This window comes from Calothrix sp. CCY 0018 (genome assembly GCF_963920925.1).
Lineage (GTDB): Bacteria > Cyanobacteriota > Cyanobacteriia > Cyanobacteriales > Nostocaceae > Rivularia.
Genome location: NZ_CAWUDI010000006.1, coordinates 1 through 13,535, shown reverse-complemented (window position 1 = coordinate 13,535; position 13,535 = coordinate 1). Strand labels below are relative to the sequence as shown.

The window sequence follows — 13,535 nt, the reverse complement described above, 5'->3', positions numbered from 1 at the left end:
ATAAAAATTTTCACACTTTTTGTTACCACTTGTCAATCCATTTTGGATTTTAACAGCGGATGTGTTTGATTTGCATCTTAACACCTGATGCCTGTTCTTTAGATTAATAGTTTTATAATTTGATAATTTTGAATTTATTGAAATAAGTTTTCATATTACTTGTCATATTATTTATTAATGTTTCCTATACCCACTATTCCTTGTTTCTCGTTCCCTTTTCCCTTTAACTAACCTTAAATATTAAAATAAAGGAGTTAGAAATTAATCTAACTCCTTTATTTTTAAAACTCAATTATTCCATTTAATGAATAATAATATAATCAAGCATTATTATTAATTCACCAATGAATTAATAACTGATTAAAAATTAATCAATTGCTTTTTTAACTTTGTCTTTTGCATTCTCTACGGTTTGACGAGCTTCAGCTTCACCTTGCTTGGCTTTTCCTTTTGCTTGATCTTCAGGGTCGCCGGTAAGATTACCCATTGCTTCTTGAGCTTTACCTTCAATGTTTTTACCAGCAGCTTTTGCTTTATCTTCAGTACTCATAATTGACTCCTTTAATTGATTTATAATTAACCAAAAATTTGGTTTTTTATTTGTTTTTTTCTTTCTTACTTAATATATTAGCTATTAATTATTCACTATCCCTCTATCATGAGAAAGTTTTTTATATAGTTATCTATATCCATTTATATAGCTAATTTGGTTGAAGGTAAAAAGTGGAGAGTTAGGAGTTAGGAGTTAGGAGTTATAACTGATAACTGTTCACTGTTCACTGTTCACTGTCAACACCAAGGCTGACGAAAATCTGCATATAAAGTTAATCCACCGTCTACAAATAAAGTTTGTCCGGTGATGTAAGAAGCTTCGGAGGAAGCGAGAAACGCGACTACACCAGCCATTTCTTCGGGTGTTCCGGTGCGACGCATTGGTATATGTTGTTCGACTTTGGCTTTTTCGTCGGGTGAGGAAGCCCAAGGGTTGATGGGTGTCGCTGTTGTGCCCGGAGCAATCGAGTTAATCCGGATTCCCATATGTGCATATTCTAAAGCTAAAGTACGGGTTAAATTTTCCATGCCTCCTTTACTGGCAGAATAGGCTGCATAATAAGGTTTGGGGATAACCTCGTGGATGCTGGAATTATTAATAATTACACCACCGTGGCTTGTATCTAAAAAGTGCTTGATAGCTTCGCGACAGCAGATATAAGTCCCTCTAAGATTAACAGCAATGATGCGATCGAATTCAGAAATTTCTATTTGATGAGAAGAAGCACCATCTGTATCAACGCTGGCGTTATTGATTAGAATATCTACACCACCAAAGTTGTCTACTGTCTTAGAGAACATATTTACGACGTGATCTTCTTTAGAAATATCGGCCTCAATCAGCAGATGTTTAACACCGTAATTTTCTATTTGAAGACTAGTTTGCTCCCTGAGCATCATTTCTTGCGCGTCTTCTGCTTTTTTTGGTTGTTTGTAATAATTTAAGGCTACATTCGCCCCTTCCTCAGCAAAACGGATGGCGATCGCCTTTCCAATTCCCTTCCCAGCACCCGTAATAATAACGTTTTTTCCTTTTAAGTCTTTCATGTTCATAAATATTTAATATACAGATTTATCCCTGGAATAAATGCTTAACCCAAGTTCAAAATAAACTTTATTTATCAAAGTGAAATCAATCAATAGGTTGAGTTTTCAGTTAGCAGTTATCAATTATCAGTTACCAATAATAAATCTTAACTCCTAACTCCTAACTCTCTACTTTCTAAACTACTTTCAAAACACCAAACACCATTACAGCCAGATAAACTACGTATACGCCATTGAGTATCAAAACTTCTTTGAGAGAAAAGCTGTAGTTTGGTTTTCCCCAGTAAAGAAACGCTGCATATATTATTCCCAACAAAGCGACAAATGCTAGATTAACCGAGTAAAGTAGTAAATTATCAACAGGTAAGGTAACAAGAGCTAAAGGAAAGAAAGCAAGAGTCATTGTTGCTGTATTGTCGGCAATGACGCTGGTGGTAGCAGCTGTAAGTTGTCCGCTACCGGCAACGCTCCAAGTTGCAAATACTTCAGGAACAATACTTAATGTTGCGGTTATAAATAAACCACCAATAACTCTGGAAATTCCTAAATTAGAAACTATTTTTTCAGTTGCCGTTACGGTAAAATAAGCTCCAAAAATCAGTAAAACAATTCCAATTACAGCAGTAACTATTTCTTTGCGATTCCATTCAACTCGTGAGCCTTGTTTGCGCTTACGTAATACTGCATTACCTAAATAAATTACATAAGCAACTAACATTATCCAAGCGTCGATGGGTTGCAAACCTCGCCAAGCTTTCGGTAACGTAAGTATTGCTGCTAAAGCGACTATTAATAAATAAGGAATTGCCTGTACGTACAATGCTTCTGATTTAACTTTTAGAGCTTTGGAAGATGTTGAATTATTATCGTTACTATTACTTCGCGATTTTTTTCGATTGCGCCACCATGAAGCGATATAAGCAACCGTGACAATTGCAGGAACGGAAATAATATTACTTCCTAACAAATTACCTAATCCGATATCGGAAAAACCACGAATGGCGCTGGTTGTATTAGTTCCTATTTCCGGGCTAGCGGTAGCAAAAGCGACAAAAGCTGCACCCGCAGCTTCGGAAAGTCCCCACTGTTGCCTTAGTTTCTGTAAAGGCTCGGCAATTTTATCTGCTCCCCAATGGGCTGCATATACGGAAGCGAGAAGCAGAAGTACCCAAGGTAATATAGACATTTTATTAATTTAATTTCGAGTAATAATTATCTAATAGCTACCTTAATTTCAGATTAAATAACAAAAATAATATACAGTTAGACTTAACTCTAATTTTTAATTAATTTTTAGTATATAGATAAGTAACAAATTACTTGCGATAAACGGAAGTAAATAAGTAATCAAGTTCGTTGGCTTGCTTTACTTGTTCTAAGGCACGAAAAGTAATAATATCACCAATATCGAGGATAATATTGCCCTGCTTATCGCAAATAACTCGTTTAACCGGATGACCTAATATACTTTTAATTTTTTGATCTTCCCAAAAATTATAATTATTGCTATCGCTTTGCCTTATTTCACGTGTATTTCGATTGCCTAGCATGACTAACATTTTTTTACTCTTAACGGATTACTACATATTTATTAGATAATTTAATTCGTTCTTCTCCTGTTTTTCTGTTTTATCAGGTTAAATATGAATCCGAACAGAAGCTTACTCTATTTATAAGAGGAATTGATCGTATTTCCATCAACCTACAGTTACATTCACGCTCTATTAAAAGATTAATTAAGGTATCCTCCTCTAGATAAATCCGTTGTTGTTTTTAATTTATCTTTAAATAAATTTTCATATTGTTACGACTTACGCAAAGCCACCCAATTAATCGGGGGGTTGGGGGGATCTTAACGTTGCGATTGCGTAAGACTTAATTGTACGCTTGGTAATGTGCTTTTAATTAAATAATTTAATACTTTTTTAATGATTTTTTAAGATTTTTTTAAGATTTAATTAATAGGAATATGAATAGTTATCGTATGTGAACAGCTTTCATCCGAGCAACCGCATATATCCCAATTGTGTTCTATAGCTTTGGTATAGTGTAAAAAATAGTTAAGAATATAAATATCTATTGATTTTTGGCAAAAATGCTCTTAACCTTAGCAAATTTTATCGCGACTGCCTCTCTAATGCCTCACGGTACCTGCTACCTATGGAAACCTGGGTTGGTGGGGCTGCATCTGGTGAGCGACGCTGTGATTGGTTTATCTTATTTTTCTATTCCCATAACTCTGATACATATTCTTCGCAAACGAGCAGATATTCCTTTTAACGGAATTTTCTTGCTGTTTGCTGCTTTTATTGTTTTTTGCGGTACCGGACATTTAGTAGATATCTGGACTTTATGGCATCCGCATTACTGGATTTCGGGATATATCAGAGCAATTACTGCTGTAGTTTCGTTTGTAACTGCAATTGCTTTAACTTATTTAATTCCCCAAATCTTAGCTTTACCAACTCCTGAGAAACTGCAAGAAGAAATTGAAGATAAAAAGCAAAAAGAACAGTTTTTACGCAGTATTTATGAAGGAGTCACAGAAGCAATTTTTGTAGTTCAGACTACAAACAAAGACGAATTTATTTATGAAAGTATTAACCCGGTTTGTGAAAAATTAATGGGGATTACTTCAAAGCAAATTGAAGGAAAAACTCCCGAAGAAATTCTTCCGAATGATGTGGCTTTGTCGATTCGAGAACGCTACAATTATTGTTTGTCAATTGGGGAAAGCGTTAGTTATGAAGAATGCTTAAAATTTAATCAGTCGGAAGAATGTTCCTGGTGGATAACAAACTTAAAGCCTTTGTTTGACGAAGTAAGTCAAATTTATCGGATTGTTGGTACCAGCCTTAATATTACCGACAGAAAGCAAGCAGAAGCGGAGTTGCAAAAAAGTGAAGAACGATGGGAGCTAGCTTTGCAGGGTACGGGAGACGGTATCTTCGATTGGAATATTAAGGAGAATGAAGCTTTTTTCTCTACTCAATATAAAGAAATGTTGGGTTATACCGATTCAGAAGTAGAAAATAGCTATCAAGGATGGCAAAACTTGCTTCATCCAGAAGATATTGACTTGACAGAAGCAACTTGGAAGGCTTATTTAAATCATCAAACTCCCCAATATAGCGTTGAATTTCGTTTGCGCTGTAAAGATAACAGCTACAAATGGATTTTAGCTCGCGGGATGGCTCAGTGGAATCAAAATGGGGAAGCTATTCGTATGGTTGGTTCCCACCAAGATATTAGTCAACGCAAAGCAGCCGAAGCAGAAATTGTTCGTTTGAATCAAGAGTTGGAAGCCAGGGTAAAACGGCGCACGACGCAGTTGGAGGAATCAAATAGACATAAAGATCGGTTAATTGAAAGCGAAAAATTAGCAAGATCGGAAATCGAAATTTATGAAGATATTGTCGAAAATATCCAAATTGGTTTATGCATTTGGCAAATGGACGATCTTGACGATATCACCAGTTTTCGGTTAACAACTATTAATCCTGCTGCATCGCAAATGCTGGGTGTAGATATCAATCATTTTGTGGGTAAGCCGATAGAAGAATGTTTTCCTAACGTTTTACATCGAGAGCATATTGCCATCGTAGAAGCCTACGCTGAAGTAGTTAAATCCAAGCAAGTTAAAGATTTAGGAGAATTTTCTTATGGTGACGATCGCATTCCCGTGTCTTTTTTTGAAGTCACGGCTTTTCCTTTACCAGATAACTTAATGGGTGTTGCTTTTAATAACGTGGGTGAACGCAAGCGGATGAAAAATGCTTTAGCAGAAAGCGAGCGTTTGTATCGTAATGTAGTTAACAGCGTCAAAGAAGTTGTTTTTCAGATAGCTAGAACGGGTATTTGGACGTTTTTGAGTGCAGCTTGGACTGAGATTACTGGGTTTAATATAAAAGATAGTTTGCTCGAATCATTTACCAATTTGATGTATGCCGAAGAAGACAAACGAAAAGGTAGAGAGTTATTTGAATCGGTAATATCAGGTGAACAAGAACATTTTCAATATGAATTCCGCATTCTGACTCAAGATGGCAATTTCCGCTGGCTAGAAATGTACGCTCAAATCGAACATAATTCTGATGGTGAAACCCTTGGGGTTTACGGTACCCTCAATGATGTTACCCAACGCAAGCAAACAGAAGCTGTTTTACAAGCGAGGGCTGATGAATTAGCTCAAATTAATTTAATTTTATTGCAAACTACAAGGGAATTAGAAAAGCGCAATAAAGAATTAGATCAGTTTGCTTACGTTACCTCCCACGATTTAAAAGCTCCTTTAAGAGCGATCGCCAATTTATCGGAATGGATTGAGGAAGATTTACAAGAAGTGCTAACTCCCGATACGCAAAAGCAAATGAGTTTGTTACGCGGTAGAGTATATCGCATGGAAGATTTGATTAACGGGCTTTTACAATATTCCCGTGTCGGAAGAATCAAAACCCAACCGGAAACGGTTGTGGTTGCTCAACTTCTAGAAGAAGTAATTGACTCAGTTTCTCCTCCGGAAGAGTTTACCATTGAAATTGTTGGGGAAATGCCCACTTTATTTACTGAAAAGATTCCTTTACAACAGGTTTTTAGTAATTTAATTAATAATGCTGTCAAACACCATAATCGTTTAGATGGTAAGGTGACAATTTCCGTTCGAGAACAAGATCAATTTTACGAATTTGCAGTTGCCGATGATGGTAAAGGTATTGCAGAACAATATCATCAGAGAATTTTCGTAATATTCCAAACATTAGAAGCGCGCGATAAGCGTGAAAATACTGGTATTGGTCTTGCTATAGTTAAAAGAATAGTTGAAGAAGTAGGAGGAACGATTACACTAGAATCTCAAGTCGGGAAAGGCACAACTTTCCGGTTTACCTGGGTTAAGTAAAGTATATGAATTTGACAGCTCCCCACTCAGAGTTACCCAACAGCAAGCAACCTGGATTACAATATATATTCCTAAAGAATCGCATATGAGACTATTTAACCATGACTATTAGACAGTTAAATAAAAAGATAAATTTAGTATCTTAAGATATGAGCAGAGAACTATCATTTATGGCAAACTCAGATTAAAAATCAATTTATTTAAACTATAGTTGGAAGGGACAATGGAGGAAAAAACTTTAAATGTGCTACTTGTTGAAGATGACGAAGTAGATGTGATGAACGTCAAAAGGGCGTTTAAAAGAAATAATATCACAAATCCACTTTACGTTGCTTTCAATGGATTGGAAGCTTTAGAAATGCTACGAGGTGACAATGGCGACTCTCCACAAATTCCTCAACAGCGGAGAATCATTTTGCTAGACTTAAATATGCCTAGAATGGGAGGATTAGAGTTTCTACAGCAGTTGAGAGCAGATTCTAAACTTAGACCAATACCAGTAATTATACTCACCACTTCCGATGAAGATAAAGATAGGATCGAAGCTTATAAATTAAATGTAGCAGGATATTTATTAAAACCAGTTAAATTTTCTCAATTCGCCGAAACAATGGCTACTTTAAATAAGTATTGGTCTTTATGCGAAATACCTTGAATCATATAATTCAACCGTAGTTATTGGTATATAGATAAATATACGAAAATGTATAAAATGTATTTATTATAATTCTATTTAGGGCACTAACTATTTATTTGTTACCTAAAACGGTAGAATTTTATTTATAATTTATTGTAGTATTCTCATTGTATCAGCTTAGATAGTTTCTTTCCTTGTTGAAAGCAGGCAAAGAGTTACTAACCCGATAGAAAGCGAGTTACGAGTCAATTCATCCACTTAATGTGTCAGCTTAGCTGCTGGAGGAAAGTCTCGTCTGTGCTGAAAGTAGAGATATAAATCGATTATGTACGGAGCAGACTATGCGAATGGAACTTGATGAATCTGGCAAGCAGCAACGTAATTCCGAACTACCTCTGATATTAGCAGTTGAAGACAACGAAGATAATTTATTAATAATTAATTACGTAGTTGATTCTTTAAGCTGTAGATTTATCGGCGAACCTGATGGCAAAAAAACCTTGCAGATTGCACGACAATCCCAGCCTAATTTAATATTACTAGATATTATGTTGCCAGAAACAAACGGTATAGACTTGTTTCATGTTTTGAAGCAAGATAACTCTACAAGTCATATACCTGTAATTGCAGTAACGGCATTAGCAAGGGCTGATGAGAAAAAGCGTATTTTAGAAGCTGGTTTTGATGCTTATATCAGCAAGCCTTATATGCTTGAGGAAATAGAAGAACTGATTTGTAGCTATCTTAATTTGAAACAGAATCCTCAGTAAGTTGTAGTTTTTTATTAGAAGTTAACTTATAGTTATCGGCAAATAAAGCAATAATACTGACGTAGTTTGTATCAAGATGAGTTGCGAAAAGAATATTGCTTACTTGAGAATTTGTAACTTCCTCAATTAGTAGTTTAAAATCGGGTTGCAATATTTTTTCTATACTACTTCTTGCCTTCTCAACTATTTCCTGATATCCTGCTGCCATTAAGAGTTTCTCTGGTTTAGTAATAGCATTTTCGATCACAATAGTTAATTTGTTATCTAAAAAACGGCAGTAAACATCTTCAGGTTGATGTCCTAACTTATCTATAAATAAAGACTGTATGCGTTCAACCAAAATTTGGTCTACATTGTCAGAAGGTGAAATTTGAGAATACATCATAGAATACCTATTAACAACAATTGAAACTCATTAGTTTTACTTGATAAATAAAAATTAGCCGATTAATTAGTTGATTATTTTAATATTAAGTAGAAAGTTTTAATATTAAACTGGTTATAAGATGTTTTATTTTTAACCGTATTATTAACCTGATTTAATTCTCTTTCTACTAATAATAAATATTGAAATTAAAAATTATTCCATTGAAGAATGATTACCATTCTTTTCATTAGATACTTTTGGCTTTGCTTTAGGAATCGCATCTGGGTTACGAACTTCTGGGGTTTTTGATAGTACAATAACAATACCGCTTCTACCAGTTTCTAAAGTTGCATCACCCATTAAATCTAATACCTTTACTTCTAAAACTTCCTCAATCAACGCTTTAAGTTTTGGTTCTATGGCATCATCCAAGCCAGAACGCACCTGTTCTGCTAATTCCTCTTGTCCTTGATCGAGTAATAATTGCTCTGTTGGAGTGATGGAATTTTCCATAACAATCGCCAAAGAATCATCGAATAGTTGACAAGTAACTTTCGTTGGTCTGTGTCCTAACTGATTGGCATACAAACCTTGAATGCGTTGCGAAAGTTCTCTTTCTCTTTGTCCGCGAGTTGGAATAGATATTTTCATAATGTTCTCCAGCTAAGTGTTGACCGCAATCGATAAGTCACTATTAAGATCTAGTACAGTAGACTGCACTGATACTATTTACAATTTTATTTCTTGGTAAAGCAAATTGCTAAATAAGCTAAACATATCAAAATAAATTGAGTTACCAAAGGCAGTGATATTTGATTTGCTTGCAGCCCGTATCTAATCATCACTTAATAGAATACAGCTTGCAAAACTGGAAAACAGCATTCGAGTGACAGATATTAAGAAGTTCTAGAATAACCCTTTAGATGTAATTTTGTATAAACGAATAATATTCCCATATGCTTATTGAATGACTAAGATAGCGCAGGGTGAATGATGTAGTACGTGATTGCTGACACTGCCTAAGAACGCTTCCGCAATTGCGTTATGCCCTTTGCGACCCAAAATTATTAAATTTACGTTTAAATCTCTAGCGATTTGGCAAATTTGGGAGCCAATATTTTCCGTACCTTCATAACATTTATATTTAACCCGAACACCTTGTGAGGAAGCTTCTTTTTGATACAGTGCTAAATGTTTTTCAACTTGTTGATGCTTAGTTATATTAGCATCTTCGATTAAGTCTATATTGACCATTGCTGGAGACATACTAGTTGCTCCGGGGATTCCAGATAAACCCATACCGCTATCCATAGATGTTTGAGACATCATTGCCATTTCGGTGAGGTCGGATAAACAATGAATTAATGTTAATTGCGCTCCGATACTTTGAGCTAAACTTAATGCTTCAGAAAAAACGGATTCATCTCTGGGTGAAAGTTCTAAAGCTACGAGAATATTTGTAAAAGCCATTTTCTTTGAAATTTGGATTTTTAAAGTTATAAATTTTGATAATTATAGATTTGTATAAATACAAGTTTTTCAGTTCACTTGTAATATAAACAGTTAAATAGAATAAGACAACCATCTATATACATAAGTAAACAGGTGAAGGTTCATTCTAAAGGTAGATTTTAATTATCGATCTGATTAATTATTATTAACCATTTTGCAATTAAAAATATAACTTATAGATTAACTAAAATGGTTCGTTAGGCAGAAAAGATTATTTCAACAACACTTTGGTATAGATTTAGCGATAGGCGAAGAATCTTTAGTTAGGACTGACTGTCAGCCAGTTGTCTAGGTTGAAAAAATGGCTCGTCCAGTTGTGGATATGCAAATAGATCCTGTCAGGATGTGCTGTTAAAGTTTAAGATTAAGAATATATGCTCAAAAATAGGGAGTTAAGAGTTAGGAGTTAGTAGCGAGTAGCAAGTAAGTTACTTTTCACCTTGTCCCCTTGTCTCCCCCTCTCCCTATCTCCCCCTCTCCCCACCTCTTCCACTAAAAGATTGAAATGAAGAAACTAGTAAAGGGTCTGCGTGAATTTAAAGCTAATTATTACAGTACCCATAGAGAATTATTTGAACAACTTTCTCAGGGACAAAAACCACGAGTATTATTTATTACTTGTTCTGACTCTCGCGTAGACCCTAATTTAATTACTCAAGCTGGAGTTGGCGAACTATTTGTAATTCGCAATGCCGGTAATATTATTCCTCCCTTTGGAGCTACAAATGGCGGCGAAGGGGCGACTATTGAGTATGCGGTACAGGCTTTATGTATTAACCAAATTATTATTTGCGGTCATTCTCATTGCGGGGCAATGAAAGGGCTAATGAAGCTAAACAAATTACAGTCAGATATGCCTTTGGTGTTTGATTGGCTTAAGTATGCCGAAGCTACCCGACGTTTGGTTTATGACCATTACAGCGAATATGAAGAGGAAGATTTGCTGGAAATTATGGTTGCTGAGAATGTTTTGACGCAAATCGATAATTTACGAACTTACCCATTTATTCACTCCAAACTTTATCAAAAGCAAATTAGTATTTATGCTTGGATTTATCAAATTGAAACCGGAGAAATTCTAGCATACGACCCAATAACTCATGCTTATACTACACCCCAAAGCCAAATAAATGAATTCGAGACTGAAGAAGTAGCCGAACCAGTAATAGATACAACAAATTACGAGGATCTTGGTTTCCCTATGACACGTTTATCAAGGGAACAAATGAATCGAATTTATAAAGGTTCTAGAAATTAGTTGTTAGGTGTTAGGTGCGTTAAGGCATGATCATAAATAGTCTTAATTTATCAAAAACTACCTGTAACGCACGATTTAATAATTTCGCTCTTTATTATATATTAAATTGTGTTTAAATCAACCCGTGTCAGCTAACATAATTTCGATAAGTTTGAATAAACCGGGTTTCTTGCTAATAAGGGAACCCGGTTTTCGGTGTAAATGCAAATTCTCAGCTTACAAGTAATAAATAGAATCAAATAAAATTAAATATTTAAAAATTGCTAAATAAAATAAATAAATGTAAACTCATTTTTTACAACTTTAGATTAATGATACAAATAAAAATTTCTGACCTGAGAAAGTTGTAATAAGATGTTATAACTGTATATTATTAAATACTGGAAAAATTAGGAGAAAGCAAATGAATACTGATGAAGCCGTTCTTAGAGATGAGATTCGGCGGCTTGCTGATGAAGCTTTTCAGCGTAAGCTTATTTCTGGGTTTGGAGATGGCCCAGATAATAGCGAATTTCAGATTGTTATAAATGGAAAGCCAAGACATTTACCTTTAGATGAAGCACGTTCTGTTTTAAATGAAATGTTACGTACTAATTCAGTTGAATAAACAATTATCAGTTATCAATTTTCACCAGCAGGGTGTGGATCATCAATTGATGGATATAAATATCGGCTATCAATACGAGATGCTGTGGATAAAATCAGGTTTGTAATTGTAACTCTTGTACTACTAACTAGCAGATGTTTAATTGATAACTGCTAACTGCTAACTGCTAACTACTAACTACTAACTGTTATATTTTTGTATTGCAAAAGAAATAAAAATAGTTTGATCGATTAAATTAAGATCGGAAATTCAATATTTATATTTCAATAAATAATCGGAGATAAAATGACGCAGAATAGCATCCGTGGGCAGCTGTTAATTATTGGCGGCGCGGAAGAGAAACAAGGGGAATGCGAGATTCTGCGAGAATTTGTTCGCTATGCGGGCGGAATCAAAGCAAGAATTGCGATTTTGACTGCTGCAACAGACTTACCGATAGAAGTAGGACAAGAATATATTCGCTTATTCGAGCAATTAGGTGCAGAAGATGTTCGCATCATTGATACCAGAACCAAAGAAGATGCATATTCATCTACTGCATTACAGGATATTGACAAAGCAACTGGCGCATTCTTCACTGGAGGAAACCAAATTAGAATTGTCGATACCATTAAAGATACCGATTTAGGTGCAGCTATTCACCGACGGCTTTCTGAGGGAATGATAATTGCGGGTACAAGTGCTGGTGCTGCCATAATGCCGGATATGATGATTTTTGATGGCGATTCCGAAACAAATCCTCGGATGGAAATTGTCAAAATGTCTCCCGGAATGGGTTTTCTCCCCGGAGTAATTATAGATCAGCATTTTCTACAGCGCGGTCGTATGGGACGTTTAATTTCAGCTTTAGCCCAGCAAAAAGAAGCGGTTTTAGGATTTGGAATTGATGAAAATACCGCGATGTTAGTTACTGGAAATAAAATTAAAGTAATTGGAGAAGGAGCCGTTACCATCATTGACGAGACAGACGTTACCCACAGCAATATTGACGTTATTTTGAAAGATGAAGGGTTAGCAGTTTGCAATGCGAAACTGCATATTTTGCCACGGGGGTATGAGTTTGATTTGGAAACTCGTAAACCGATTGTGAAACAGTTAGGAGTTAGGAGTTAGGAGTTAGCAGCGCAAGGGCAAATTTAGATGTAAAGGCATACGATAAAGCGAATTTAAGAACAAAATGGGGGAACTGTTGAAGAAGAGAAATTATTTTATAGCTATTGCAGCGATCGCGATATTTGTTGCTAGTTTAATTATTACAAAAAATACTGCTAATTCCGTAGCACAAAGTACGGAAAAAGTACTTTCAAGCACTGAAATTATTGAGGATTTGACAGTTGCAAGAGTAGACGGAGATATTATTGTACCAAAAGATATAGAAGATTTAATTGCAAAATCAGACATTATCGTTATTGGAAAACCAACACAATCAATAGCGGAAAGTACGCCTTTAATTCAACGGGATTCTGACGGTTATATTAGTGTAGCGATTTCCCAAACTGAATTTAAAGTACAACGTGCGATCAAAGGTGCATCATCTTCTGACACGCTATTAATTGGACAACAAGCAGCTATAGTTCCAGATAAAAATACAGATAAAAGTGTTCTCCGGGTATTTGACGATTACCAACCCTTAGTTAAAAATGCCAAATACATTCTTTTTCTTAAGAAAGGTTTGAATGGTAGTCCACTGTATTTTCCTACAGGAGTTTATTACGGTAAATTTAATATTGATGGTGCAGATCGATCTGAAAATAAAATAGAGAATCCACATTTCAAATCAATACGAAAAGACGTGATGAAAAGGTTTAAGGAAGTTATAGATCGGGCATCAGCTAGTTAGGAGTTAGGAGTTAGGAGTTAGGAGTTAGGAGTTAGGAGTTAGGAGTTA

At 35.3% G+C, this 13,535-nt stretch carries 14 protein-coding genes; 7 read left to right on the top strand and 7 right to left on the bottom strand.

Features of this window, described 5'->3' with window-relative positions; genetic code table 11:
* Nucleotides 1–367: 367 nt before the first annotated feature.
* From ACM03V_RS05880 to ACM03V_RS05865, 4 genes are all read right to left on the bottom strand, one after another.
* Entirely contained in the window at nt 368–550 is a 183-nt protein-coding gene (locus ACM03V_RS05880) for a CsbD family protein (protein WP_414619828.1), read from the bottom strand.
* Between the two features lie 239 nt (nt 551–789).
* Nucleotides 790–1,599, bottom strand: coding sequence for a glucose 1-dehydrogenase (locus ACM03V_RS05875; protein WP_414619979.1), 810 nt, complete (start codon nt 1,597–1,599; stop codon nt 790–792).
* A gap of 175 nt (nt 1,600–1,774) precedes the next feature.
* The gene (locus tag ACM03V_RS05870; protein WP_414619827.1) at nt 1,775–2,785 is read right to left on the bottom strand and encodes a sodium:calcium antiporter; all 1,011 of its coding nucleotides are present in this window, start codon (nt 2,783–2,785) and stop codon (nt 1,775–1,777) included.
* Nucleotides 2,786–2,915: 130 nt separating this feature from the next.
* Nucleotides 2,916–3,158: a hypothetical protein gene (locus ACM03V_RS05865; protein ID WP_414619826.1), complete on the bottom strand. Its 243-nt coding sequence runs from the start codon at nt 3,156–3,158 to the stop codon at nt 2,916–2,918.
* A 536-nt stretch (nt 3,159–3,694) separates the two neighbouring features.
* Here ACM03V_RS05865 and ACM03V_RS05860 point away from each other — a divergent pair.
* The 3 genes from ACM03V_RS05860 (at nt 3,695) to ACM03V_RS05850 (ending at nt 7,903) form a co-directional block, all read left to right on the top strand.
* On the top strand, nt 3,695–6,496 hold the full coding sequence (locus tag ACM03V_RS05860; protein WP_414619825.1) for a PAS domain S-box protein: 2,802 nt from the start codon (nt 3,695–3,697) through the stop codon (nt 6,494–6,496).
* Nucleotides 6,497–6,719: 223 nt separating this feature from the next.
* Nucleotides 6,720–7,151, top strand: coding sequence for a response regulator (locus ACM03V_RS05855; protein ID WP_414619824.1), 432 nt, complete (start codon nt 6,720–6,722; stop codon nt 7,149–7,151).
* Between the two features lie 323 nt (nt 7,152–7,474).
* Nucleotides 7,475–7,903, top strand: coding sequence for a response regulator (locus ACM03V_RS05850; protein ID WP_414619823.1), 429 nt, complete (start codon nt 7,475–7,477; stop codon nt 7,901–7,903).
* On the opposite strand, the gene ACM03V_RS05845 is transcribed toward ACM03V_RS05850, so the two are convergent.
* From ACM03V_RS05845 to ACM03V_RS05835, 3 genes are all read right to left on the bottom strand, one after another.
* A complete protein-coding gene (locus tag ACM03V_RS05845; protein ID WP_414619822.1) occupies nt 7,878–8,288 on the bottom strand; it encodes a DUF2294 domain-containing protein in 411 nt (136 codons plus the stop codon). The genes ACM03V_RS05850 and ACM03V_RS05845 overlap by 26 nt on opposite strands.
* A 195-nt stretch (nt 8,289–8,483) precedes the next feature.
* The gene (locus ACM03V_RS05840) at nt 8,484–8,921 is read right to left on the bottom strand and encodes a DUF2294 domain-containing protein (protein ID WP_414619821.1); all 438 of its coding nucleotides are present in this window, start codon (nt 8,919–8,921) and stop codon (nt 8,484–8,486) included.
* A gap of 309 nt (nt 8,922–9,230) precedes the next feature.
* A complete protein-coding gene (locus ACM03V_RS05835; RefSeq protein WP_414619820.1) occupies nt 9,231–9,740 on the bottom strand; it encodes a universal stress protein in 510 nt (169 codons plus the stop codon).
* Nucleotides 9,741–10,287: 547 nt separating this feature from the next.
* Here ACM03V_RS05835 and ACM03V_RS05830 point away from each other — a divergent pair.
* The 4 genes from ACM03V_RS05830 to ACM03V_RS05815 all read left to right on the top strand — a co-directional run bounded on the left by ACM03V_RS05830 (nt 10,288) and on the right by ACM03V_RS05815 (nt 13,487).
* A complete protein-coding gene (locus ACM03V_RS05830; protein WP_414619819.1) occupies nt 10,288–11,040 on the top strand; it encodes a carbonic anhydrase in 753 nt (250 codons plus the stop codon).
* Between the two features lie 403 nt (nt 11,041–11,443).
* Nucleotides 11,444–11,647 carry a hypothetical protein gene (locus ACM03V_RS05825; protein ID WP_414619818.1) on the top strand — a complete coding sequence of 68 codons (204 nt, stop codon included), beginning with the start codon at nt 11,444–11,446 and terminating at the stop codon, nt 11,645–11,647.
* A gap of 285 nt (nt 11,648–11,932) precedes the next feature.
* Complete coding sequence (locus tag ACM03V_RS05820; RefSeq protein ID WP_414619817.1) at nt 11,933–12,760, top strand: cyanophycinase; 828 nt, start codon at nt 11,933–11,935, stop codon at nt 12,758–12,760.
* 76 nt (nt 12,761–12,836) lie between these two features.
* The gene (locus tag ACM03V_RS05815) at nt 12,837–13,487 is read left to right on the top strand and encodes a hypothetical protein (protein WP_414619816.1); all 651 of its coding nucleotides are present in this window, start codon (nt 12,837–12,839) and stop codon (nt 13,485–13,487) included.
* Nucleotides 13,488–13,535: the final 48 nt, after the last annotated feature.

What these genes read in the sequence shown, in the direction of transcription:
- ACM03V_RS05870 (WP_414619827.1), bottom strand. Translation starts at nt 2,785, where the DNA reads ATGTCTATATTACCTTGGGTACTTCTGCTTCTCGCTTCCGTATATGCA.
- ACM03V_RS05850 (WP_414619823.1), top strand. Translation starts at nt 7,475, where the DNA reads ATGCGAATGGAACTTGATGAATCTGGCAAGCAGCAACGTAATTCCGAA.
- ACM03V_RS05820 (WP_414619817.1), top strand. Translation starts at nt 11,933, where the DNA reads ATGACGCAGAATAGCATCCGTGGGCAGCTGTTAATTATTGGCGGCGCG.
- ACM03V_RS05825 (WP_414619818.1), top strand. Translation starts at nt 11,444, where the DNA reads ATGAATACTGATGAAGCCGTTCTTAGAGATGAGATTCGGCGGCTTGCT.
- ACM03V_RS05880 (WP_414619828.1), bottom strand. Translation starts at nt 550, where the DNA reads ATGAGTACTGAAGATAAAGCAAAAGCTGCTGGTAAAAACATTGAAGGT.
- ACM03V_RS05860 (WP_414619825.1), top strand. Translation starts at nt 3,695, where the DNA reads ATGCTCTTAACCTTAGCAAATTTTATCGCGACTGCCTCTCTAATGCCT.
- ACM03V_RS05865 (WP_414619826.1), bottom strand. Translation starts at nt 3,158, where the DNA reads ATGTTAGTCATGCTAGGCAATCGAAATACACGTGAAATAAGGCAAAGC.
- ACM03V_RS05840 (WP_414619821.1), bottom strand. Translation starts at nt 8,921, where the DNA reads ATGAAAATATCTATTCCAACTCGCGGACAAAGAGAAAGAGAACTTTCG.
- ACM03V_RS05845 (WP_414619822.1), bottom strand. Translation starts at nt 8,288, where the DNA reads ATGATGTATTCTCAAATTTCACCTTCTGACAATGTAGACCAAATTTTG.
- ACM03V_RS05855 (WP_414619824.1), top strand. Translation starts at nt 6,720, where the DNA reads ATGGAGGAAAAAACTTTAAATGTGCTACTTGTTGAAGATGACGAAGTA.
- ACM03V_RS05875 (WP_414619979.1), bottom strand. Translation starts at nt 1,599, where the DNA reads ATGAAAGACTTAAAAGGAAAAAACGTTATTATTACGGGTGCTGGGAAG.
- ACM03V_RS05835 (WP_414619820.1), bottom strand. Translation starts at nt 9,740, where the DNA reads ATGGCTTTTACAAATATTCTCGTAGCTTTAGAACTTTCACCCAGAGAT.
- ACM03V_RS05830 (WP_414619819.1), top strand. Translation starts at nt 10,288, where the DNA reads ATGAAGAAACTAGTAAAGGGTCTGCGTGAATTTAAAGCTAATTATTAC.